Consider the following 22636-nt stretch of genomic DNA (forward strand, 5'->3'; position numbering starts at 1 on the left):
CGGCAATTAGTCCGTTGGCATGGCGGCATCAGGTTGATATTCGACGCATCGAACGGTGGCGAGAAGCTCGTCCCGCCATGGCCTTTGGAATTCGATGATGCGGCTCAGCGACTGTCACAACTTTTCCGATTTCCGGCGGATGGCACAGCAGCGGCTGCCCGGGCCGATCTTCAACTACATCGACGGCGCGGCCGACGATGAGGTCACTTATCGCCGCAACACCGAAAGCTTCGAGACCTGCGACCTTGTTCCCAACGTGCTGCGCGGAGTGAGCGAGGTCGACATGTCGGTGACGGTCATGGGCCAGAAGCTGGCGATGCCGTTCTATTGCTCGCCGACCGCCTTGCAGCGCCTGTTCCACCATCAGGGTGAGCGCGCGGTCGCCAGGGCCGCCGCCAAATACGGCACCATGTTCGGCGTCTCCTCGCTTGGCACCGTCAGCCTCGAGGAGGCGCGCGGCATCAGCAGCAGCCCACAGGTCTACCAGTTCTATTTCCACCGGGATCGCGGCCTCAACCGGGCGATGATGCAGCGCGCAAAGGCGGTTGGCGTCGAGGTGATGATGCTGACCGTCGACAGCATCACCGGGGGAAACCGCGAGCGCGACAAACGCACCGGCTTTGCCATTCCCTTCAAGCTCAATCTCGCCGGAATGGCACAGTTCGCGCTCAAGCCGGCCTGGGCGATCAACTATTTCACCCATGAGGGGTTCAAGCTGCCGCAGCTCGACGAGCATGTCGACATGGGCGGCGGCACGATGTCGATCAGCCGCTACTTCACCGAGATGCTAGACCCGTCGATGACGTGGGACGACGTGGCCGAGATGGTCAAGCTTTGGTCGGGTCCGTTCTGCCTCAAGGGCGTCATGTCGGTGGAGGATGCAAGACGCGCCGTCGACATCGGCTGCAGCGGCATCGTGCTGTCGAACCATGGCGGGCGGCAGCTGGATGGCTCGCGGGCGGCGTTCGATCAGCTTGCCGAGATCGTCGACGCCGTTGGCGACAGGATCGACGTCATCATGGATGGCGGCGTGCAGCGCGGCACGCATGTGCTGAAAGCGCTGTCGCTGGGTGCCAAGGCCGTCGGCGTCGGACGCTACTATCTGTTCCCGCTCGCGGCGGCCGGCCAGCCCGGCGTCGAACGGGCGCTTGAACAGATGCGGGTCGAGATCGAACGCGGCATGAAGCTGATGGGCTGCAGTTCGATCGAACAATTGTCGCGCAAGAACCTCCGTTTCAGGTAATCTCGACCCATGAAATCCTCCCTCGAAGACACATTGCTCGCCGCGATCCGCACCATTCCGGATTATCCCAAGCCCGGCATCCTGTTTCGCGACATCACCACGCTGCTCGGCAATGCGCGCGCCTTCCGCCGCGCCATCGACGAACTGGTGCATCCCTATGCCGGCCAGAAGATCGACAAGATCGCCGGCATCGAGGCACGCGGGTTCATCCTTGGCGGCGCCGTCGCCCATCAGCTCTCGGCCGGCTTCGTGCCGATCCGCAAGAAAGGCAAGCTGCCCTACGAGACGGTGCGCGTCGCCTATAGCCTGGAATATGGGCTGGACGAGATGGAGATGCACAAGGACGGCGTTGCTCCGGGCGAGAAGGTGATCCTTGTCGACGATCTGATCGCCACCGGCGGCACCGCGGAGGCGGCGGTCAAACTTCTGCGCCAGATCGGCGCCGACATCCTCGCTGCCTGTTTTGTCATCGACCTGCCGGACCTCGGCGGCCGCGCCAAGCTCGAAGCCCTCGGTGTGCCGGTCAGAACGCTGATAGGGTTCGAAGGACATTGAGGAGTGCTCTCCCTTCTCCTACAAGAAGGGAGAGGGAAAGTGGCGTTACTCGGCCTTCACCAGAACGGCGCTTTCGAACTCGAGCACCTTGTCGCCGGTGGAATCGAAAGCTTCCGAACGCAGCGCCAGCAGCCGCCAGCCGGGGCGTGAGGCGATTGGGCGGTGCGACAGCGCGGTGCGCGTGAAGGTGATGGTTTGCCCGGCATAGACCGGCTTCAGCCATTTCAGGTTCTTGAAGCCGGGCGAGGGACCGAATTCCGGCACTGGACCGGGACCGCTCCACGCAGCGATCTCGGCGTCCATACGGTTTTCCAGATTGAGTTTCATCCAGGTCGCGGCCGTGTGCCAGCCGGACGCGCAGAGGCCGCCGAGCACACTTTTCTTCGCGGCCTCCTCGTCGATATGGAAGATTTGCGGGTCGTACTTACGGGCGAAGGCCTTGATCGCCTCGGGCTCGAATGAGTGCGAGCCGAGCGTGACGGTGGTGCCGATACGGAAGAACTCGTCCAGTGTCATGCTTGGCTCCCCGCGGCATCGCGCGTGAGGAACATGACGGAGTTCTCGAGCTCGAAGACGCTTTCGCCACGCTGGTTGAACAGTTCGCTGCGCATGGTGACCAAGCCGAGTTGCGGCTTCGATTTCGACAGGCGCTTGGCAATAACCATCAGGGTGCCGGTCAGTTGGTCGCCGGCCAGGACCGGCTTCTTCCATTTGACCTGATCGACTCCGGGCGCGCCCTGGCAGGTCGAGTCCAGCAGGAACGCATCGCACAGCATGCGCATGAACATTGCGCAGGTGTGCCAGCCCGACGCTGCCAGCCCGCCGAGGATGCTGGCCTTACCGGCTTCCTCGTCGAGATGCATCGGCTGCGGGTCGAATTCTCCGGCGAATTCGACGATCTCGGCGGCACTCACGAGCTTCGAGCCGAGGTCGATCGATGCGCCCTCGATGAAGTCCTCATAGGCCCATGTTTTTATCTCTGCAGTCATGGTCTGGAATCCGGCTTGTCGACCCACGATCCCCAGGATCGGGGTTTCCGGATGCAGGCCGGCGTTCGTTTGGTCAAGCGATTTCTACTGCGCCAGCCTGTGGCAGCCGATCGACAGGGCCACTCAGAGCCAGCCGCGGCGGCGGAAGTACCAGAAGGGCAGGATCGCCGACAGCACCATCATGGCGATGGCGAAGGGATAGCCAAGCTCCCATTTCAACTCGGGGATGACGTCGAAATTCATGCCGTAGATCGAGGCGACCAAAGTCGGCGGCAGGAAGATGACGGCGGCGACCGAGAAGATCTTGATGATGGCGTTCTGCTCGATCGAGATCATGCCGAGGGTGGCGTCGAGCAGGAAGGAGATCTTCTGCGACAGGAAGGTGGCGTGGTCGGCCAGCGACAGCACATCGCGCGACAGCGTCTTGATGCGCGCCTTGGTGTCCTTGCTCATCTTGGTGCGGGTCGAGGCATGGGCGAAAAAGCCTGCCAGGCGCTGCAGCGAGATCAGGCTGTCGCGGATCGAAGACGCGATGTCCTCCTTGCGGCCGATGGCTTTCAGGAGTTCCTGAAAGTCGCGATTGCGCTTGGAAACCTTGGTCGATCGCGCTTCGAAGATATCGCGCGAGATCGCCTCGATGTCGCGGCCAGCGCGTTCCAGAATGTCGGCGAGACGGTCGACGATCGCCTCCAGCAAGCCGATCAGGATGGTGTCGCCGCTGGTGCAGCCGGTCGCCACCTTCTCGGCGCGCTGCGGAAAGGTCTTGAAGGCGTTCGGCTCGTGGTAGCGCACCGTGATCAGCCTTGTGCCGGCCAGCACGAAGGTAACTGGCGACATCAAGGGATCGTCGATTTCGGTCTGGGCGGGCAGGGTGGCGGTCATGAAATAGGCGCCGTCCTCGACATAGAGGCGGCTCGAAATCTCGATCTCCTCCATCTCCTCGCGCGTCGGAATGGCAACGCCGAGCCAGCTCTCGATCGTCGCTTCCTCTTCCTTTGTCGGGTTGAACAGGTCCGCCCAGACGATGGTCTCGCTGTTTGCCAGGAGATCGTCGACGACGCGCAGGCGATCATTGTCCACGACGAAGGCCTTGATCATCGCCTGGTATCCCTTGCTGGGGCCAAAGGGTGCGTTCGGATTGACGCGTCGTGTTGGATTGCACGGTTCTCGACGTCAGCGCCGACCGTGCTTCTGCCGCTTAGACCTGTGACGTGACAAAATCAAGACAAGTGGCGACCCAACCGATCGCCACGGGCCGGATCGGAAGATCACGCCGAGAAAGCTTCCCCGATTACTCGTCGGATGTTTGGGTGCCTGACAGGCCGGCGTCAGGTGTTGAACTTGAACAGCAGCACGTCGCCGTCCTGGACGACATACTCCTTGCCTTCGTCGCGCGCCTTGCCGGCTTCCTTGGCCGCCACTTCGCCGCCCAGTGTGACGAAGTCGTTGTAGGAGATGGTCTGGGCGCGGATGAAGCCGCGCTCGAAATCGGTGTGGATGACACCGGCGGCCTGTGGCGCCTTGTCGCCCTTATGGATGGTCCAGGCGCGCGTCTCCTTCGGCCCGGCGGTGAAATAGGTGATGAGATGCAACAGGTCGTAGCCGGCGCGGATGACCTTGTTCAGGCCGGGTTCGTCGAGGCCCAGCGACGACAGGAATTCCATTTCTTCCTCGTCGGAGAGCTGGGCGACTTCCGCCTCGATCGCCGCCGAGATCACCACGGTGCCGGCGCCTTGGGCGGTGGCCATGTTTTCCACGGCACTGGTGTGCTCGTTGCCGGTGGCGGCGTCGGCCTCGGCGACATTGCAGACATAGAGCACGGGATGCGAGGTCAGAAGGTTCAAGCCCTGCAGGATGCGCAAATCTTCGGGCGAAATACCCTTGAGCAGAATGCGGGTCGGCTTGCCGGCCTGCAGCAGTTCGAGCGCTGCCTCCATCAGCGGCAGCACGGTCGTCGCTTCCTTGTCCTTGCTGCCGGCGCGCTTGCGGAATTGCACGATGCGGCGTTCGAGGCTGTCGAGGTCGGCGAGCATCAGCTCGGTCTCGACCGTCTCGGCATCGGCGACGGGGTCGATGCGGCCCTCGACATGGGTGATGTCGTCATCCTCGAAGCAGCGCAGCACATGCACGATGGCGTCGACCTCACGGATGTTGGCGAGAAACTGGTTGCCCAGCCCTTCGCCCTTCGAGGCACCGCGCACCAGACCGGCAATGTCGACGAAGGATATGCGGGTCGGGATGATCTCCTTCGACTTGGCGATCGCGGCGATCTTCTGCAGGCGCGGATCTGGCACCGCCACCTCGCCGGTGTTCGGTTCGATGGTGCAGAATGGATAGTTGGCGGCTTGCGCCGCAGCCGTTCTGGTCAACGCGTTGAAAAGCGTCGACTTGCCGACGTTGGGCAAGCCAACGATGCCGCATTTGAAACCCATTTTTGTTCGGTCCTATCGGGAAAATAGAAATTTGATCAGGGCTATGGGCGATAGGGGTGATCAACGTCAAGCCCTTCGGTCCCCTTGATGCTCAGTCCTTGCCGCCGAACAGCTTCTTCAGCATGGCGGCCATTGGACCGCTTTCCGGCAGCTTGGCTGGCACCTGCTGCGGCCGTGCCTGGCGGACGTGACTTTGCTGCTTCTGCGCCGGCTGCTTCGGTGCCGGCTTTTCCGGTTGCGAGCCGGCCTTGCCCTGGACGGCGAGGCTGGTCTTGTTCATGAAGCCGGACTCGTCGCCCTTGGCGATCATGGCGGCGTTGTCGGCGATCGCGTCGAGCAGCGGTTCGAGCCATTCGCGGTCGGCCTTGTCGAAATCGCCGAGCACATGGTGCTGGACCATTTCCTTGACGCCGGGATGGCCGACGCCGATGCGTACGCGGCGATAGGCGTTGCCGACATGGCCGTCGATCGAGCGAATGCCGTTATGGCCGCCGGCACCGCCGCCAGTCTTTATGCGCAGCTTGCCTTCGGCAAGGTCGATCTCGTCATAGAAGACGGTGAGCGCGGAAAGCTCGAGCTTGTAGAAGCGCAGTGCTTCGCCGACCGACTGGCCGGACAGGTTCATGAAGGTCTGCGGCTTGATCAGGACGATTTTTTCGCCGCCGAGCGTGCCCTCGGAAATCAGGCCCTGGAATTTCTTCGTCCAGGGCGAAAAGGAATGGCGGCGGGCGATTGCGTCCGCCGCCATGAAACCGACATTGTGGCGGTTGCTGGCGTATTTCGCGCCCGGATTGCCGAGGCCTGCAAAGACAAGCATCGTCTGCTCCGGGCGGGAAAGAGTTACTTCTCTTCGGCGGCAGGAGCCGCTTCGGGTGCAGCCACTTCAGCCGTCTCTTCCGTCTCCGGCTTCATCGCCGACGAACCGGCAATGGTCGCGATGGTGAAGTCGCGGTCGGAGATCACAGGCTTGACGCCAGCCGGCAGCTTGACCGCCGAGATGTGGATCGAGTCGCCGATGTTGGCGCCGGTGAGATCGACGGTGATGAATTCCGGGATCGCATTGGCCGGGCAGTGGAACTCGACTTCGTGACGCACGATGTTGAGCACGCCGCCGCGCTTGATGCCGGGCGACTTGTCCTCGTTGATGAAGTGGACAGGCACGTCGACATTGACCTGGGTGTCCTTGCCGATGCGCAGGAAGTCGACATGGACAGGGAAATCCTTGACCGGGTCGAGCTGGAAGTCCTTCGGCAGGACCTGGATCTTCTTGCCGTCGACATCGATCGTGGCGATCGTGGTCAGGAACCCGCCGCCATGGATCTTGTAATAGATGTCCTTGTAGGTGAGCGCGATAGCCAGGGGAGGCTGCTTGTCACCATAGATTACTGCAGGCACTTTACCGTTGCGGCGAACTGCACGGGCGGACCCCTTACCGACCTGTTCGCGTGCTTCGGCCTTGAGCTCGTAAGTGTCGTGGCTCATGGCATTTCCTTTCGGTTTACTGGAGCGCTCACGGTTGGCAGAGTGCCTGGACCGTAAACGTCGAAAGCCGACATACCCACGCATGATCTGGTCCGAAAACCGGAATCCACTTTTCGGGATCATGCGGGAAGGCGGCCTTCCGCCGCGTTGCCTCCAAGGGTGTCTACGCGGGTGGCGGCTCTATAGCGGAAGGCGGCCGGAGGTGCAAGCCAAAGGCACGCCCGGCCCGGTGCAGTCCAGGCGGGTGCTATCCGCGCTTTTCAATGACGGCATAGAGCACGTTGCGGTTCTCGCCGAAGAACACCTGCGCCTCGACGGCGTTGCGGTCGACACTGGCATTGACGATGTTCCACATATCGACCTCCGACCGCAGCAGCAACACCCAGTCCATGAATGTCTCCCGGTAGCCGGCGTCAGGCGTGCCCTCGGCGTAGTTGGCAAACAGGAACGTCCCGTTCGGCTTCAACATCTGCAGGCAGGTCTTCGTGAGTTTCACCGCGACGTTGTGGGCGAGGTAGTCATAAAGGCCGGAGGCATAGACGAAATCGAACTTGCCGAGCTTGTGGCCTCGCGTGAGCACGGTCCGCACCGAGCCGTCGATGGCTTCGACCGCGGTGCCCTGGAAATCGCGCGCGATCAGCCCAACGCTCTGGGGATCCTGATCGAGCGCAACCCAACGCTTGAGACGGCCCTCCGCCAAGGCGACCGAACGATTGGCTTCCCGCAAATGGCCGGCCGCGATCGCCAGGACCTCGGTTTCCGGTCCGTTCTTGGTTGCGATCTGATCGACGTATCGGGTCAAGAGATCGCGCCGCTCCCGCGCGGCGACGCATGACGGTACGTTCTGGGTATGGCTGTACAGGGCCTTGCCGACCTCCGAGGCGCTGGCCACGCTCTCTGCCACATGCGGATCGCAATAAATGTAATCAAGCAACTGCGCGTCGCCGGAATAGCCCCTGGGCTTGGTGAAGGACCAGTGCGTCAGCGGATCCTGGAGAAAATACTTCAGGATCGGATGGTTCTGCGCCACCGGTATCAACGCATGCCAGACGTCGGGATGAACCTTGGAATGCAGGCCATTGAGGAAGGACAGCAAGCGACCGACGATCTCGGCGGGGTTCTTGTCCTGTTCGATCTGCTGCTGTGTCGCGTGGAGAATGAGCACCAGCTCCGCGCGCGCGGTTTCGAACGCCTCGCCATGATGCTCGAGCTTTCCCCGAGGCAGCGTGCCGGCGAGCATCTCGGCAGTAATCAAGCTTTTGCCATCAAGAACGGTCTGCACGCCATCACTCCATAGTTAACAGTCGGTTAACTTATTGCGTAGAATGCTCCCTTTGCCAATGTCGGGCCAACGGCATTTTATCTTTATGATTAATTTCCCGCAAACCATGTTCCTCTTTAGACGGCTTCCGGCCCGAATTCCGGGTTCGAGTTAACGGAAACTTGTCTTGCCCGATTGCATTTGTTTGCCCGGCGTCGCAATCGCCGTCGCGTCCTAAGGAGCCGGCCCGCGTGGGGGCAGAAGCTGGAAATGAGTTCGGAAAACAAAATCCCTTTCAAACGGGGTCTATTGTGATGAACGAACACCTGTCATCCGTGTTGGTCGATGCGGTTGATGCGGAGCCGTACGAGCCGCGCTATGAACTGAGCGCCGACGAGCTCCGCACCCTTTACCGCACCGAAGCGCAGGCGACGCGAAGAGGAGAAGCCAGGCCAGGGCTTTGGATCGCGGTTGCCATCTATCTCTTGTTTTCGGCAACCGATCTGCTGCTGATCCCGGATGTTGCGGCCTACACGATCACGGCGCGCTTCGCGGTCGGCTTGAGCGCGCTTTTGATCCTCGAAGCACAGCTTCGCCGGGGGATTGGAACGGAATGGCTCGACGTGACCTGTGCCGGAGCCATCATCTTCGGCTATGTTGGTTGGTTGTGCCCAGCGGTTCTTGGCGCGGACAAGGAAAGCGTCTCCTACTATATGGTCTTCGGGACCATCTTCATGATGAGCGCAAACCTTTTCTTTACGTTCAATTTCAAGCTTTCCATCGTAACTTCCGCAATAATATTGTGCATACTTTACATCGTGAATTATTTCGTTCCTTCAACCCTTACATACAAAATGGTATTCGGGGCTTTCTATATATCCTGTTTCACGTTCACCTCGTATGTGAACTGGAAGCTGAATGAGGAACGCTACAACGTCTTCCTGAATGCCCTGGAAGCCAAGATCCAGCACAATGAGGCGACCGAACGCGGCAAGGCCCTGCTGAGATTGTCGCGGACCGATCCGCTGACAGGTCTGGAGAACCGGCGCGCGATCGACGAGAAGCTGCGGGACTATTGGAGCGATTGGCAAAAGGTCGGCACCAGTTTCGGGGCAATCCTCATCGACGTGGACTTCTTCAAGAAATTCAACGACTGCTACGGCCATCAGGAAGGCGACCGCTGCCTGATCCATGTCGCCAATGCCCTTAGCGAGATGATCAAACAGTATAATGGTTCCATAGGCCGCTACGGCGGCGAAGAGTTCATCGTCCTGGCGCGCATGGAGACAAAAGAGCAGATCCTGAACATCGCGGAAGCCATTTGCAGCACGGTGGAGAACCTGGCGCTTACCCACGAGCTCCGGCGCGACGGCGTCTCGATCGTAACGGTGAGCGTTGGCGCCGCATTCACCAGGACGCAGACCGGGGCCAAGCTGGAGAAGATCATCCACGAGGCCGATCGCGCTCTCTATCTGGCAAAAGCCGGCGGCCGAAATTGTGCCCGGCTGTTCGATCCAACCGATCCGCAAAGCAGCGACGAGAGTGAGAACATTGCGGCCTTGCTGAAGATCGCGATCGGCCAGAATCTCGTTTCACTCGTTTATCAGCCCATCCAGGATGTCAAATCGGACCGGGTCGAAGCGGTGGAGGCTCTGATGCGCCTCAAGATGCTGGACGGCACATCGGTTCCGCCCAGCCTGTTCATTCCCGTCGCCGAACGAACCGGCGCGATCCTGGAACTCGGGCGCTGGGCGATAAGGACAGTGTGCGCCGAGCTCCTGGCAGACGATCACGTCCATGTCGTCAGTGTCAACGTCTCCCCGATCCAGCTTAAGACACCGGGCTTCGCAACGTCTGTTGCGACCATTCTGGGCGAGACCCGCGTCGCCGGCAGCAGACTGGCCTTCGAGATCACCGAAGGGCTGGAGATGGAGATGCATTCGGACATCCTGCGCTGCATCAGCGACCTGAAGCTGCTCGGGATCAAGATATGGCTCGATGATTTCGGGACGGGCTTCGCGGGCCTTTCGTGGCTTCGCCTGATCGATTTCGATACGGTGAAGATCGACCGCTCGTTTCTTCACGACTGCAGTTCCCCGAGCGGCAAGGCAATGCTGCAGGACATTATCACCCTGGTCCGAAATCGCGGCCACAAGATCCTGGTCGAAGGGGTGGAAACCGACGAGCAGATGGTCTTGATGCGCGAATTCGGCATAGACAAGATCCAGGGCTTCCATGTCGGCCGCCCCGCTCCCGCCGTCAGTTTCCAGGCAAAGCGGGCCATGCGCAAACGGTCATTTGCCGTGCTTAAGTCCGCATGATGACGTGTGGGCGGTGGCATTTGGCTTAGAGCTTAGGCCGCTATTTGGCCGCGACGGGCCAAAAGCCGAAGTCTAGCTGACTTCATCTGAGCGCCGCGCCGGCTTCCAGTTTCTGGCCTGCTTCATATCGGCAGGAACACCGTCAGCGGGCTGAGCCGCGGCGGATGTCGAGACGCGGCCCGGCACCAAAGACGACCACGTGGAGAAGGCCGGCGACAGATCAGCCCGACATCGCCGTCAGGATCATCGCACCATCCGCTTGGCGGACCGGGTCAAGATCGCCACCGGCGGCAAGGTGATTGCGTCTACTTTTTCCTGATGGGGATCTCGCGCAAAACACCTTGCTTCCGCGAAACGGCTCGATCGAGGAATGCTATTCCCTAGATTAGTCTATTAAAACCATATATTTACTTTAATATGTGACTCCCGGCCCTACCCTGCCAGCTCAACCACGATTGCTTGCAGGATTCCGGAACCGACAATGAGCAAGACCATCCGCTTCAATGCCTTCGAAATGAACTGCGTCGGTCACCAGTCGCCCGGCCTCTGGCGCCACCCGCGTGACCGGTCCTGGGACTACAAGGATCTGGAGTATTGGACAGATCTCGCCAGGCTTTTGGAGGCCGGGTTCTTCGACTCCGTCTTCATCGCCGATGTGATCGGCTATTATGATGTCTACAAGGGCAACCTCGACAATGCGTTGCTGCAAGGCGTGCAAATCCCGGTGAACGATCCGTTGCAGCTCGCCAACCCGATCGCCTTGGCCACCAAACATCTCGGCATCGGCATCACGGCTTCGACGAGCTTTGAGCATCCCTACACCTTCGCACGCCGCCTCTCGACGGCGGACCACCATACCAAGGGCCGTATCGGCTGGAACATCGTCACGTCCTATCTGGAGAGCGGGGCCAAGAACATCGGCCAGGGCGGGCTGCGCAGCCACGACAATCGTTATGACGTTGCAACCGAATATGTCGAAGTCCTCTACAAGCTGTTCGAGGGCAGTTGGGAAGAGGGAGCCGTGCTGCGCGACAAGGAGCGCGGGATATTTGCCGATCCGACAAAAATCCACGAGATCGGCCACAAGGGAAAATATTTCGATGTGCCGGGCTTTCACCTATGCGAACCTTCGCCACAGCGCACGCCCGTTCTCTTCCAGGCCGGCGCCTCGGGTGCCGGCAAGCAGTTCGCCGCCGGCCACGCCGAATGCGTGTTCATCTCGACGCCTCTGAAGGATGCCACCCGCGCCTATGTCGCGGAAATCCGCAAGCGCGCCGCCGAGCAGGGTCGCGATCCGAAAAAGGTGCTGATCTACGCGATGGCAACCATCATCGTCGATGAAACCGACGAAAAGGCACGGGCTAAATATCAGGATTACGCGAACCACGCCTCCTATGACGGCGCCCTGGTCCTGATGTCTGGCTGGACCGGCATCGATTTCGGACACTACAAACCGACGGATACGGTCAAGAAGGTCAAGACAAACGCGATCATCTCCGCCGTCGAGCATCTGGCCGGAGGCGACAAGGTCTGGTCCATCGAAGAGCTTGCAAAATGGGGCGGCATTGGCGGTCTCGGGCCGCTTTTCGTGGGATCGCCATCGACGATCGCCGATCTTCTGCAGGAGTGGGTCGAGGAAACCGACATCGACGGCTTCAACCTGGCTTATGCGCTGGCGCATGACAGCTTTGCCGACGTCATCGGATACGTCGTGCCGGAACTGCAGAAGCGCGGGGTCTACGCGACGCAGTATCGCGAGGGCACACTGCGCGAAAAGCTGTTCGGCGAAGGCCCCTATCTGCCGGCAAACCATCCGGCCCATCGCTTCCGCGACATCGAACGCGTCAAGCGCGACGAGGCCGCGGCGCAATCAACCTTGACCGAAGGGCATGCCCGCCAATCCGAACCGGCCTGACATCATCCCTGCACGGCGCCGGAGGGAAAGCGGCCCGCGCCGCCGGACCGTCGGACTTTGCCTCTGTTAGCCACCATGGAGCGCTGAATTCATGACAACGCCATCCGCACCCGCATTGGAAGTCAAGAACATCTCCCTCGCATTCAAAGGCGTGAAGGCGATCTCCGATCTAAGTTTCGAGGTGGCGCCTCAGGAAATCTGCGCCCTGATCGGCCCGAATGGGGCGGGAAAAAGCTCGCTGCTGAACATCCTGAACGGCGTCTATGTTCCCGATTCAGGCGAGATCATCTTCGAGGGCGAACATTTCCATCGGATGCAGCCGCTGGAGGCCGCGCGCCGCGGCATCGGCCGCGGGTTCCAGAACAACGCGCTGTTTTCGGGAATGAGTGTCGCCGACAATGTCATTGCCGGCCTGTCCAGGCATGCTCGCGCAACGCTCCTGGAAGAAGCACTGCTTTTGCCGCGCGCACGCGCCGAGGCGCGCCGTTTCCGCGAGCGCGCCCATGAAGTCCTGCGCCTCTTCGATCTGGAGCGGCATGCCGAGACCACCGTGGCCTTGCTGCCCTACGGCGTGCAGAAGAAGGTCGAACTAGCGCGCGCCATTGTCGCGGCTCCCCGCCTGCTGCTTCTCGATGAACCGCTGGCAGGCATGAACAGCGCCGAGAAACAGGAAATCGCGCAGATCATTGCCAGGCTGAACCGCGACCTGAAGCTGACGATCGTGCTGATCGAGCACGATATCGGCATCGTGCTGAAGCTCGCTCACCATGTCGTCGTGCTCGATTACGGGCGCAAGCTGGCCGATGGCGCGCCGGATACCATTCGCGACAATCCCGAGGTCATCGCCGCGTATCTGGGCCACGACAAGGTTGAGATCGCCGCATGAACATGTTTCTCGAAACCCTCATCGGCGGCCTGCTGGCGGGCACGATGTACTCGCTCGTCGCCATCGGCTTCGTGCTTATCTACAAGGCCTCCGGCGTCTTCAACTACGCGCAGGGGTCCATCCTGCTGTTTGCAGCCCTGACCTTCGTGTCGCTGACCGATCAGGGTGTGCCGGTGCTGGTGGCGCTGGCGATCACGGTGGTCGTGCTTGCGCTGATGGCAGTCGGGATCGAGAGGCTGATCCTGCGCCCGCTCGTCAACCGCAGCCCGATGACGCTGTTCATGGCGACGCTCGGGCTGGCCTACATCGTCGAAGGGACAGCCCAAGGGCTCATGGGGTCGCAGGTCAGGGCGCTCGATCTCGGCATCGAGGATCTGCCGATCTTCCTCGGCGACATCATGATCAGCCAGTTTGATCTCACCGCCGCCGCAGTCGCGCTCGTCCTGGTGGTGGCCCTGTCGCTGCTGTTCAACAAGACCCGCCTCGGAGTTGAGCTCAGGGGCGTGGCCGACGATACTCGCGCCGCTCTCTCCATCGGCATCGATGTCAACCGCATCTGGCAGATCGTCTGGACCATTGCGGGGCTCGTCGGGCTTGTGGCCGGTCTGCTCTGGGGCGCCCGCCAGGGCGTGCAGTTCTCATTGTCGCTGGTGGTGCTGAAGGCCCTGCCGGTGCTCATCATCGGCGGCTTCACCTCTATCGCCGGCGCCATCGTCGGCGGGCTCGTTGTCGGTGCAACGGAAAGCCTAGCCGAAACCTATATCGGCCCCTTCCTCGGCGGCGGCATCACGCCCTGGTTTGCCTATGCGCTGGCGCTCGCCTTCCTCTTCATCCGCCCCGCCGGTCTGTTTGGCGAACAGAAAATCGAAAGAGTCTGAATCATGTCCGATATTGAACTCCGGCTTACCGGCGGCATAGGCGAGGGCGCAAGCACCCGGACACTGGCCGGCATAGCCGCAGCTGCCCTCATTGTTGCCCTACCTTTCCTCGCCACGGAATACTGGATCAATGCTATCGCCGTGCCGTTCCTTATTCTGTCGCTGGCAGGTCTCGGCCTTAACCTTTTGACGGGTTATGCCGGCCAGATATCGCTCGGCGCCGGTGCGTTCATGATGGTGGGCGCCTATGCGGCATTTGCCTTCCAGCTGCGGCTGCCCGAACTGCCGCTGCCATTCGCGCTGATAGCTTCCGGCATCGTCGCCGGCGCGGTCGGGTTCGCCTTCGGCTTTCCCTCGACCCGCATCAAGGGTTTCTATCTGATCGTCAGCACGCTTGCCGCGCAGTTCTTCTTCGAATGGCTGTTTCTCAAATTTCCGTGGTTCTACAACGGTGATCCGTCCGCCACGATCTCGCTTCCAGCGGGTCTGTCCGTCTTCGGCATCGATCTCAACAGCCCGCACGGACGCTATTACCTGACGCTCGCCAGCGTCGCCGTGCTGACCTGGCTTTCCTACAATCTCGTGCGCAGCCAGACCGGTCGCAACTGGATGGCCATCCGCGACATGGATACGGCAGCGGCCGTGATCGGCGTGCCGATCCTGCGCGCGAAACTCCAGGCCTTCGCCGTATCGAGCTTCATCTTGGGCATTGCGGGCGCACTCTGGGCATTTGCGTATCTCGGATCGGCCAGCGTGCAGAGCTTCGGCCTGACGCGATCCTACCAGATACTCTTCATCATCATCATTGGCGGCATGGGCACCATTCGCGGCGCTTATTTCGGAGCCGCCTTCGTCAGCCTGTTGCCGCTGGCGCTCGACTGGCTGTTCCAGCGGCTGCTCGGCGGCCATGTCGACGCCGGACTGCTTCAAAACATCCAGAAGGTGATCTTCGGGGTCCTCATCCTCTGGTTTCTCATCAAGGAACCGGAGGGACTAGCCCGCTTGCTGCAAAGACAGCGTGGAGATTTAGGCAATCGCCGCCTTGCGCGGCTCAAAATCAGGAGACAGACGTGAAGCAACTGATCATTGCCGCGCTTTTGGCGGGTGGCGCCTTCGTGGCGAGCCCCGCCACGCTCAACGCCGCGGATGTGTCGCAATATATCCCGCTGCCGACCTATCGTGTCGGTGCCTACGCCTCTTCGGGCGAACTCTGGTGGGCAGGCGAAAGGGACTATTTCCGCTATATCAATGAGGTCGAGGGCGGCATCGACGGGATAAAACTCAACTACGAAGAGTTCGAGACCGAGTGGAGCCCGGACCGGACTGTCGAGGTCTACGAGCGGGTCAAGGGCGGCAAGGATGGTTCGCCGATCGCTTTCTTCTTCACGCACGGCACGCCCGCGACCTATGCGCTGCTCGAGAAGGCTGCCGCCGACAAGATCCCGCTGATCGATCCGGCCGGTGGGCGCACCGAATCCATCGACGGCAGGGTGTTCCCGTATGCCTTCCCGCTGCTGTTCAGCTATTACAGCCAGGCCTCGACCGGCATCAACTATATCGCGTCCAAGGTCGGTGGGTTCGATAAGCTCAAGGGCTTGAAGATAGCAACCGTCTATCACGACAGCGCCTATGGGCGTGCCACCCAGCCCGCTGTCGACCTGCTCGCCAAGAAATACGGCTTCGAGAACATCCAGATCCCCGTCGCCGATCCAGGCAATGAACAGTCGCCGCAATGGCGCCAGGTCCATGAGCTGAAGCCGGACTGGGTGTTCTTGCGCACCTGGGGTGTCTCCACCGTGGTGGGCATCAAGACGGCAGCCCGCTTCGGCTTTCCGGCCGATCATATCATCGGCGACGTCTGGGCCGGCTCCGAATCCGACGTCATCCCGGCCGGGAAGGCGGCGATCGGCTATTCCGCCCTTGCGCCTTATCCGGCGGGGGCCGATTTCGAGATCCATCAGCGGCTCAAGAAATTCATTCTCGACGCCGGCAAGTCCGACCTGCGCGATCAGAAGTATTTCGGCGCCGTCAATTACAATGTCGGTCTGGTCAATGCCGCGCTCGCCGTGGAGGCGCTCCGCACCGGCTACAAGAAGTTTGGCGCTCGTCCCCTGAATGGCGATGAAGGCCGGTGGGCCTTCGAGCATCTGACCATCGACGAAAACCGTCTCAAGGAGATCGGCTTTGTCGGCCTGCTGCAGCCGATCCAGATCACGCCGCTTGACCATGAAGGCGGCGGCGCTGCCCGCATCCAGAGCTGGGATGGCAAGAAGTGGGTTCTCCAGACCGACTGGATCAAGGCCGACCACGAAGCGCTACGGCCACTGATCGAGCAGCAAGCCGCCGCCTATGCCAAGGAACACGGCATCGCACCGCGTACGCCAGATACCGAAACCAATTGATATTCCACTTGATAGTCCCACCGGGGGAGGGGCGTCGTGCCCCTCCTTGCCTGAAACAGGAGTTCACCATGCACCAAAAGCTCGCCATGCACCAAAAGCTCTTGCGCGCTGCCCTGGCGGCTGCCACTTCGTTGCTGCTGCTTGCCAGTGCAGCCAAGGCCGTTGAAACCCAGCCGGGTCCCGACAGCGACAAACAGTTTTTCCCGATCGCCAGCTATCGCGTCGGCCCCTATGCGGCGTCGGGCGCTTCCATCTGGGCCGGGCAGATCGATTATTACCGCTATATCAACGAAGTCGAAGGCGGCATAAACGGCGTCAAGATTGTCTGGCAGGAATGCGAGACCGAATGGACGGCCGAAAAGGGCATCGAATGCTATGAGCGCTTCAAGCACGGGTTGAACGGCGCTCCGGTCGCCGCCTATTTCCCGAACGGCGCGCCGGCCGCCTATGCGCTTTCCGACCGCGCGGCCACGGACAAGATACCGCTGGTAACACTTGCCTACGGTCGCACCGAGGCCACCGACGGGCGTGTGTTCCCCTATATCTTTCCGGTCATGGTGACCTTCTACAGCGAGGCGTCGGCGGTCGTGAACTATGTTGCCGAGCGCGAAGGCGGCTTCGACAAGCTCAAGGGAAAGAAGATCGCCACCGTCTACCATGACAGCGCCTATGGCCGCGAGACGCTTGATCCGCTCGCCCTTCTGGCAAAGAAATACGGTTTCGAGAATATCCAGATTCCCGTTGCCGATCCGGGCAGCGAACAATCCTCGCAGTGGCGGCAGGTCCGCGAAGCAAAGCCGGACTGGGTGTTCCTGAGAACCTGGGGTGTTTCGACGCCGGTAGCCATCAAGACCGCGGTGCGTTTCGGCTTTCCCGCCGACCACATCATCGGCGATGTCTGGGCTTCGTCCGAGGAAGACGTGATCCCGGCCGGCGAAGCGGCGAAGGGATATCTGGCGCTGACGCCTTATCCGGCCGGCGCCGACTTCAAGATCCACGAGCGTTTGAAGAAGGACATCATCGACGCCGGCAAGTCCGACCTGCGCGATACCAAGGCCTTCGGCAGCGTCTATTACAATTCAGGTCTCGTCGGCGCCCTGCTCTCTGTGGAGATCGTTCGGCAGGCCCAGGCCAAGTTCGGCAACCGCCCGATCACCGGAGAAGAAGGCCAGTGGGCGCTGGAGCACCTGAAGCTTGATGACGCAGCCCTTGAAAGGGCAGGTTTCCGAGGCCTGGTGCAGAACCTCCAACTGACGCCCGCGGACCATGAGGGCGGCGGCGCGGTGCGCGTGCAGCAATGGAACGGGTCCAAATGGTCTCTCGTCAGCGACTGGGTGCAGGCCGATCGCACAACGCTGCGTCCGTTGATCGACGCGAAATCCGAGGCCTATGCCAAGGAGCATGGAATTACGCCCCGCGATATCGGCAGCAACTGACAGGACGCGGCGGCCGCTTTGACGGTTTCCCACGATAAGGAGAAACGCCATGACCACGACATCGAAGCCCGTCGCCCCGGCGGCTGATCAGGACACCCTTCTCGAAGTGTCGGGCATCGAAGTCGTCTATGGGGGCGCCATTCTGGCCGTCGCCGATGTGTCGCTGACGATCGGCAACGGCGAAATCGTTGCTTTGCTTGGAGCGAACGGTGCCGGCAAGAGTACTGTGCTCAAGGCGATTTCGGGCCTGGCCAGCGCCGATCGGGCCAAGGTGCGCCGGGGGCATATTCGCCTCGACGGTGAGGATATTCTCGGGCTTGCGGCCAACAGACTGGCAACGCGGGGCATCGTCCACGTCATGGAAGGGCGCCATGTCTTTTCGCATCTGACGGTCGAGGAGAACCTCTTGACCGGCGCATTTCTGCACCGGCCAAGCCGCAAGGAGCTGCAGCGTCAGCTCGACGACGTCTACGGCTGGTTTCCACGCCTGCGCGACAAGCGGCGCACGCATGCCGGGCTTGCGTCCGGCGGCGAACAGCAGATGCTGGCCATCGGCCGGGCGTTGTTGACGCAACCAAGGCTCGTCCTGCTCGACGAGCCCTCCATGGGGCTCGCACCGCGCATCGTTCAGGAAATCTTCGCGATCATCGCGCGCCTTAACCGGGAGAAAGGGACGGCCTTTCTGCTGGCGGAGCAGAATGCGGCTCTCTCGCTTGCCTACGCACAGCGCGGCTATGTTCTTGACACCGGCCGCGTGGCGCTCGAAGGGCCGGCGGCCGACCTTGCAGCGCGTGACGATCTCCACCGCATCTATCTGGGCGACGCGCCCTGACGCAGTCGTCGCGTTCGATCCGCGAATGTCTTCGAGGATGCATCTCGCGGGCAGAGGCCGGCGGGTGAGGTCCGACCGTCGAGAAGGCCGGGCCGGCTACCGGTCGCCGATCAACGCGGTGCGTAGCGCCTGGATCTGCCGGTTCAAGGCATCGAGCTGCGCCAGCGTCATGCCCGAGCGCTCGATCAAGGCTTCATTCAGGCAGTTGCATTGCACCAGCAGCCCGCGCCCGGCTGATGTCAGGTCGACCTGCACCTGGCGTTCGTCGGTCTGGCTGCGCTGGCGGGTCACCAGCCCGGCCTGCTCCATTCGCTTTACCAGCGGCGTGACGGTGCTCGATTCCAGAGCGAGCCTGTGGGCGATCGTGCCGACCGACATGCCGTCAGCCTCTCCAAGTGCGTTCAGTACCAGGTACTGCGGATAGGTGATGCCCATCTCGTCCAGCATAGGCTTGTAGCTGCGGTTGATGGCCATGCTGGTGGCATAGAGCGTGAAACAGAGCTGATTGTCCAACGGGAGAGGCACGGCGCATTCCTTTTGCCAATATGGGCGTCAATTCGATACCACGAAAAATAATATCGCGATACATATTTTTGTGGACAAGGGTTTTGAGTCGCGCTAGCTAAATCGTTATCGCGATATCGTTTATCGCGAAAATAACAGAAGGAGATTGAGATGACCTCGCAAACCAAGCCCAGTTCCGGCAGCGGTACGATCACCACCAAGGACGGAACGCAGATTTACTACAAGGACTGGGGGACCGGGCAGCCTGTCGTCTTTCATCACGGCTGGCCGTTGAGCAGCGACGATTGGGACGCTCAGATGCTGTTCTTCCTGTCACAGGGCTACCGTGTCATTGCACATGATCGTCGTGGCCACGGCCGCTCGACCCAGACCGATATCGGCAACGAGATGGATACCTATGCCGCCGACGTCGCGGAACTCACCGCTCATCTGGACCTCAAGAACGCCATCCATGTCGGCCATTCGACCGGCGGCGGCGAAGTGGCGCGCTATGTCGCCAAATACGGCGCCGAAGGCCGTGTCGCCAAGGCGGTGCTGATCGGCGCGGTGCCGCCGATCATGCTCAAGACCGCTGCCAATCCCGGCGGCCTGCCGATCGAGGTCTTCGACGGCTTCCGCTCTGCCCAGGCAGCCAATCGCGCCCAGTTCTTCCGCGATGTTCCCGCCGGTCCATTCTATGGGTTCAACCGCCCGGGCGCGGACATCTCGCAGGGCGTCATCGACAATTGGTGGCGCCAGGGCATGATGGGCGGCACCAAGGCGCATTATGATTGTATCAAGGCTTTCTCGGAAACCGACTTCACGGAGGATCTGAAGGCAATCGACGTGCCGGTCCTGGTCATGCACGGAGACGACGACCAGATCGTTCCGATCGCCGACTCGGCGCTGCTGACGATCAAGCTGCTCAAGAAGGGCGAGCTTAAGGTCTACGAGGGTTTTCCGCACGGCATGGCCACAACCCATGCCGATGTCATCAACGCCGACCTGCTGGCCTTCTTCAAGGCATAGGGCTTTCCGAATAGCCTACAAAAATGCACCCGCCTGATGGCGGGTGCATTTTTTGTGAGGTTCAGATTAGCGTGATCTAGGCAACTAACTGCGCTTTGCGTGCTTCCTTCATGTTCGGCAGGAACACGGTGAGCAATCCAAGAAACGGCAAATACGAGCAGATCTGGAAGACGAAATCGATGCCCTTCATGTCGGCGACGATGCCGAGCACGGCCGCCGCGATGCCGCCCATGCCGAAGGCGAAGCCGAAGAAGATGCCGGCGATCATGCCGACGCGGCCCGGCACGAGCTCCTGCGCAAAGACGACGATGTTCGAGAAGGCCGAGGACAGGATCAGGCCGATCAGCACCGTCAGCACCATCGTCCATTCCAGATTGGCGTAGGGCAGGGCGAGCGTGAAAGGCAGCACGCCGACGATGGAGAACCAGATCATCGCCTTCTGTCCGTAGCGGTCGCCGAACGGGCCGCCGAGCAGGATGCCCAGCGCCGAGGCACCGAGGAACAGGAACAGCATGACCTGCGACATCTGCACCGAAACGCCGAACTTATGCATGGAATAGAAGGTGTAGTAGCTGGCGAGGCTGGCGATGTAGGCATTCTTGCTCAGCACCAGCAATGTCAGCACGATCAATGCATTCGTCACCTTGCGGCGCGGGAAAGGCGAAACGAAGCTCGCCGCCTTGCGGGTGCCCTGCGCGGCACGCAGCCGGCTGTACCAGCCGCCGACCTGCCACAAAACGATGATGCCGATCAGCGAGCCGACGGCGAACCAGGAAATGCTGGTCTGGCCGAACGGCACGACGATGAAGGCCGCCAGTAGCGGCCCCATGGACTGGCCGAAATTGCCGCCAACCTGGAACAGTGACTGCGCCAGGCCGAAGCGGCCGCCGGAGGCGAAGCGGGCGATGCGCGAGGATTCCGGATGGAAGATCGCCGAGCCGATGCCGATCAGCGAGGCGCCGATCAGCAGCAGCGAATAATGCCCGGCATAGGCGAGCACAATCAGGCCGATCAGCGATGACGCCATGCCGTAGGGCAGCGAGTAGGGCATCGGCCGCTTGTCGGTGATCATGCCGATCACAGGCTGCAGCAGCGACGCGGTCACCTGGAAGGTGAAGGTCAACAAGCCGATCTGCCAGAAATCGAGGCCATAATTCTCTTTCAGGAGCGGGTAAATGGCCGACAGCAGCGACTGCATGATATCGTTGATGCAATGGCAGAAGCTCACCGCCAGGATGACGGTGAAGGCCGTCGCCTGGGCTGAAGCGTGACTGGTGGTCGCCGGTGGGGCGACGCTGGCGGCTATCGTATCGGTCAAGGTAGGCTCCGTGGTCTTTTTGGCGGGCAGGCCCGCAGGCAGTTGACGGACGCACCTGCGGCCGCCTTGTCGGACGCTCCTGTGGAGCGCTTGGGGACGGTGCCTTATAAGCTGCTTGCGGGATGACTTCTTTCGTGGTTTGGTCCAATAGTTTCGCAAGTGGGCCATATCGGATGCCGCACGGCAAAGAAGTCTTTCACGCTGGCAACGCCAATCTCGGCCAGTTGCACGAGAGCCGCTGGCAGTGGCTTGAGCAAGTGGCCGGGCCGGCGGTGGCATTGCCGACCGAATATCCCGATGGCTACCGTGTGCCGCAGCACCGCCACAGCCGCAGCCAGCTCTTGCATGCGCTTGTCGGCGTGGTGTTGGTGACGACGCGCTACGGGCGCTGGATGGTGCCGCCGGACCACGCGATGTGGATTCCAGCCGGCACCGAGCATTCCGTCGAGATGCTGGGCGATGTCTCGATGCGTTCGGTCTATGTCATGCCACAGGCGATCCCCGGGCTGCCCGAAGGCTTGCGCGTCGTCGGCGTCACCGACCTGATGCACAGCCTGATCGTGGAATCGGAAAAGCTGCCGCAAGGCGGCGTTCTGGAAGGACGCGGTGGGCTGATCATGAACCTTTTGCTGCACGAAATCCCGACCTTGCCGGAACGGCCTCTCGGGCTGCCATTCCCGTCCGATCCGAGGCTGTCGGCGCTGTGCCGGCGCTTCGTCGCCGCACCGTCGCCGCACGCGACGATCGATGAATGGGCGGATGCCGCCGGCATGAGCCGGCGTTCGTTCACGCGCGCCTTCCAGCGCCAGACCGGCCTGTCGCTGTCGACATGGCGCCAGCAGGCCTGCCTGTTCGCGGCGCTGCCCAGGCTGGCGGACGGCGAGCCGATCACCAGGGTGGCGCTCGATCTCGGCTATGACAGCGTGCCGGCCTTCATCACCATGTTCAAGCGCATGCTGGGGACCTCGCCGCGCGGCTATATGCGCGGCGCACGAGAGAGCGTCGAGGTCGCTCGTCGCCTGATCGGGCCGGTTCGGTTGGAAAGCTCTGCGCCGTAACGGCAGGTGCTGTTCTAGAAGCATCTCACCGTTTCACGGAAACGGCGATCTGCTCTAACTCTTTGTTTTGACGCAGTTCTAGACGGAAAACCGCT

At 61.4% G+C, this 22636-nt stretch carries 21 protein-coding genes; 12 read left to right on the forward strand and 9 right to left on the reverse strand.

The genetic code is table 11. The annotated features are described in order from the left end of the window. Positions 1–97: 97 nt before the first annotated feature. Both NKK51_RS14210 and NKK51_RS14215 read left to right on the forward strand, forming a co-directional pair. Positions 98–1243 (forward strand): alpha-hydroxy acid oxidase, encoded by a 1146-nt coding sequence (locus NKK51_RS14210; protein ID WP_128303835.1) that lies wholly within the window; start codon positions 98–100, stop codon positions 1241–1243. Between the two features lie 9 nt (positions 1244–1252). Continuing rightward, positions 1253–1798 (forward strand): adenine phosphoribosyltransferase, encoded by a 546-nt coding sequence (locus NKK51_RS14215; protein WP_013529989.1) that lies wholly within the window; start codon positions 1253–1255, stop codon positions 1796–1798. Positions 1799–1843: 45 nt separating this feature from the next. Here NKK51_RS14215 and NKK51_RS14220 read toward each other — a convergent pair whose 3' ends face one another. The 7 genes from NKK51_RS14220 to NKK51_RS14250 all read right to left on the reverse strand — a co-directional run bounded on the left by NKK51_RS14220 (position 1844) and on the right by NKK51_RS14250 (position 7983). Continuing rightward, positions 1844–2314 (reverse strand): MaoC family dehydratase, encoded by a 471-nt coding sequence (locus tag NKK51_RS14220; protein ID WP_023809834.1) that lies wholly within the window; start codon positions 2312–2314, stop codon positions 1844–1846. Further along, on the reverse strand, positions 2311–2787 hold the full coding sequence (locus tag NKK51_RS14225; protein ID WP_352553447.1) for a MaoC family dehydratase: 477 nt from the start codon (positions 2785–2787) through the stop codon (positions 2311–2313). The genes NKK51_RS14220 and NKK51_RS14225 overlap by 4 nt, the downstream gene beginning before the upstream one ends. Before the next feature lie 123 nt (positions 2788–2910). After that, complete coding sequence (gene corA / locus NKK51_RS14230) at positions 2911–3885, reverse strand: magnesium/cobalt transporter CorA (protein WP_352553448.1); 975 nt, start codon at positions 3883–3885, stop codon at positions 2911–2913. Between the two features lie 230 nt (positions 3886–4115). Beyond that, complete coding sequence (gene ychF, locus NKK51_RS14235) at positions 4116–5219, reverse strand: redox-regulated ATPase YchF (RefSeq protein ID WP_023809829.1); 1104 nt, start codon at positions 5217–5219, stop codon at positions 4116–4118. A 91-nt stretch (positions 5220–5310) separates the two neighbouring features. After that, a complete protein-coding gene (gene pth, locus NKK51_RS14240; protein WP_352553450.1) occupies positions 5311–6036 on the reverse strand; it encodes an aminoacyl-tRNA hydrolase in 726 nt (241 codons plus the stop codon). A 23-nt stretch (positions 6037–6059) separates the two neighbouring features. Further along, positions 6060–6701, reverse strand: coding sequence for a 50S ribosomal protein L25/general stress protein Ctc (locus NKK51_RS14245; protein WP_127412967.1), 642 nt, complete (start codon positions 6699–6701; stop codon positions 6060–6062). Between the two features lie 247 nt (positions 6702–6948). Next, positions 6949–7983 carry a class I SAM-dependent methyltransferase gene (locus NKK51_RS14250; RefSeq protein ID WP_352553452.1) on the reverse strand — a complete coding sequence of 345 codons (1035 nt, stop codon included), beginning with the start codon at positions 7981–7983 and terminating at the stop codon, positions 6949–6951. A 293-nt stretch (positions 7984–8276) separates the two neighbouring features. Between NKK51_RS14250 and NKK51_RS14255 the strand changes: the two genes are divergently transcribed. The 8 genes from NKK51_RS14255 (at position 8277) to NKK51_RS14290 (ending at position 18632) form a co-directional block, all read left to right on the forward strand. Continuing rightward, positions 8277–10283: a putative bifunctional diguanylate cyclase/phosphodiesterase gene (locus NKK51_RS14255; RefSeq protein ID WP_352553495.1), complete on the forward strand. Its 2007-nt coding sequence runs from the start codon at positions 8277–8279 to the stop codon at positions 10281–10283. Between the two features lie 481 nt (positions 10284–10764). Continuing rightward, positions 10765–12198, forward strand: coding sequence for an LLM class flavin-dependent oxidoreductase (locus NKK51_RS14260; RefSeq protein ID WP_352553454.1), 1434 nt, complete (start codon positions 10765–10767; stop codon positions 12196–12198). 91 nt (positions 12199–12289) lie between these two features. Further along, positions 12290–13084 carry an ABC transporter ATP-binding protein gene (locus NKK51_RS14265; RefSeq protein WP_031212725.1) on the forward strand — a complete coding sequence of 265 codons (795 nt, stop codon included), beginning with the start codon at positions 12290–12292 and terminating at the stop codon, positions 13082–13084. Next, positions 13081–13962 carry a branched-chain amino acid ABC transporter permease gene (locus NKK51_RS14270; RefSeq protein ID WP_023809823.1) on the forward strand — a complete coding sequence of 294 codons (882 nt, stop codon included), beginning with the start codon at positions 13081–13083 and terminating at the stop codon, positions 13960–13962. The genes NKK51_RS14265 and NKK51_RS14270 overlap by 4 nt, the downstream gene beginning before the upstream one ends. A gap of 3 nt (positions 13963–13965) precedes the next feature. Then, positions 13966–15036: a branched-chain amino acid ABC transporter permease gene (locus NKK51_RS14275; RefSeq protein ID WP_128303761.1), complete on the forward strand. Its 1071-nt coding sequence runs from the start codon at positions 13966–13968 to the stop codon at positions 15034–15036. Further along, positions 15033–16364: an ABC transporter substrate-binding protein gene (locus NKK51_RS14280; protein ID WP_502902465.1), complete on the forward strand. Its 1332-nt coding sequence runs from the start codon at positions 15033–15035 to the stop codon at positions 16362–16364. The genes NKK51_RS14275 and NKK51_RS14280 overlap by 4 nt, the downstream gene beginning before the upstream one ends. A gap of 86 nt (positions 16365–16450) precedes the next feature. Next, entirely contained in the window at positions 16451–17800 is a 1350-nt protein-coding gene (locus NKK51_RS14285) for an ABC transporter substrate-binding protein (protein WP_352553499.1), read from the forward strand. A 49-nt stretch (positions 17801–17849) separates the two neighbouring features. Further along, positions 17850–18632, forward strand: coding sequence for an ABC transporter ATP-binding protein (locus tag NKK51_RS14290; protein ID WP_128303763.1), 783 nt, complete (start codon positions 17850–17852; stop codon positions 18630–18632). 96 nt (positions 18633–18728) lie between these two features. Here NKK51_RS14290 and NKK51_RS14295 read toward each other — a convergent pair whose 3' ends face one another. Beyond that, complete coding sequence (locus NKK51_RS14295; protein ID WP_352553456.1) at positions 18729–19157, reverse strand: MarR family winged helix-turn-helix transcriptional regulator; 429 nt, start codon at positions 19155–19157, stop codon at positions 18729–18731. A 150-nt stretch (positions 19158–19307) separates the two neighbouring features. Between NKK51_RS14295 and NKK51_RS14300 the strand changes: the two genes are divergently transcribed. Next, positions 19308–20165, forward strand: a complete 858-nt coding sequence (locus tag NKK51_RS14300; RefSeq protein ID WP_023809818.1) for an alpha/beta fold hydrolase — start codon at positions 19308–19310, stop codon at positions 20163–20165. A 76-nt stretch (positions 20166–20241) separates the two neighbouring features. Here the strand turns inward: NKK51_RS14300 and NKK51_RS14305 are convergent, their stop codons facing one another. Continuing rightward, a complete protein-coding gene (locus NKK51_RS14305) occupies positions 20242–21483 on the reverse strand; it encodes an MFS transporter (RefSeq protein ID WP_023809817.1) in 1242 nt (413 codons plus the stop codon). Positions 21484–21656: 173 nt separating this feature from the next. Between NKK51_RS14305 and NKK51_RS14310 the strand changes: the two genes are divergently transcribed. Continuing rightward, positions 21657–22541: an AraC family transcriptional regulator gene (locus NKK51_RS14310; RefSeq protein ID WP_023809816.1), complete on the forward strand. Its 885-nt coding sequence runs from the start codon at positions 21657–21659 to the stop codon at positions 22539–22541. Positions 22542–22636: the final 95 nt, after the last annotated feature.

This window comes from Mesorhizobium sp. M0011 (assembly GCF_040324155.1).
Classification (GTDB): Bacteria; Pseudomonadota; Alphaproteobacteria; order Rhizobiales; family Rhizobiaceae; genus Mesorhizobium.

Excerpts from the sequence above, each read along its gene's own strand:
- NKK51_RS14310 (WP_023809816.1), top strand. The coding sequence starts at position 21,657 with ATGCCGCACGGCAAAGAAGTCTTTCACGCTGGCAACGCCAATCTCGGC.
- pth (WP_352553450.1), bottom strand. The coding sequence starts at position 6,036 with ATGCTTGTCTTTGCAGGCCTCGGCAATCCGGGCGCGAAATACGCCAGC.
- NKK51_RS14270 (WP_023809823.1), top strand. The coding sequence starts at position 13,081 with ATGAACATGTTTCTCGAAACCCTCATCGGCGGCCTGCTGGCGGGCACG.
- NKK51_RS14255 (WP_352553495.1), top strand. The coding sequence starts at position 8,277 with ATGAACGAACACCTGTCATCCGTGTTGGTCGATGCGGTTGATGCGGAG.
- NKK51_RS14285 (WP_352553499.1), top strand. The coding sequence starts at position 16,451 with ATGCACCAAAAGCTCTTGCGCGCTGCCCTGGCGGCTGCCACTTCGTTG.
- NKK51_RS14265 (WP_031212725.1), top strand. The coding sequence starts at position 12,290 with ATGACAACGCCATCCGCACCCGCATTGGAAGTCAAGAACATCTCCCTC.
- NKK51_RS14300 (WP_023809818.1), top strand. The coding sequence starts at position 19,308 with ATGACCTCGCAAACCAAGCCCAGTTCCGGCAGCGGTACGATCACCACC.
- ychF (WP_023809829.1), bottom strand. The coding sequence starts at position 5,219 with ATGGGTTTCAAATGCGGCATCGTTGGCTTGCCCAACGTCGGCAAGTCG.
- NKK51_RS14290 (WP_128303763.1), top strand. The coding sequence starts at position 17,850 with ATGACCACGACATCGAAGCCCGTCGCCCCGGCGGCTGATCAGGACACC.
- NKK51_RS14225 (WP_352553447.1), bottom strand. The coding sequence starts at position 2,787 with ATGACTGCAGAGATAAAAACATGGGCCTATGAGGACTTCATCGAGGGC.
- NKK51_RS14215 (WP_013529989.1), top strand. The coding sequence starts at position 1,253 with ATGAAATCCTCCCTCGAAGACACATTGCTCGCCGCGATCCGCACCATT.
- NKK51_RS14275 (WP_128303761.1), top strand. The coding sequence starts at position 13,966 with ATGTCCGATATTGAACTCCGGCTTACCGGCGGCATAGGCGAGGGCGCA.
- NKK51_RS14210 (WP_128303835.1), top strand. The coding sequence starts at position 98 with ATGCGGCTCAGCGACTGTCACAACTTTTCCGATTTCCGGCGGATGGCA.
- NKK51_RS14220 (WP_023809834.1), bottom strand. The coding sequence starts at position 2,314 with ATGACACTGGACGAGTTCTTCCGTATCGGCACCACCGTCACGCTCGGC.
- NKK51_RS14245 (WP_127412967.1), bottom strand. The coding sequence starts at position 6,701 with ATGAGCCACGACACTTACGAGCTCAAGGCCGAAGCACGCGAACAGGTC.
- corA (WP_352553448.1), bottom strand. The coding sequence starts at position 3,885 with ATGATCAAGGCCTTCGTCGTGGACAATGATCGCCTGCGCGTCGTCGAC.
- NKK51_RS14260 (WP_352553454.1), top strand. The coding sequence starts at position 10,765 with ATGAGCAAGACCATCCGCTTCAATGCCTTCGAAATGAACTGCGTCGGT.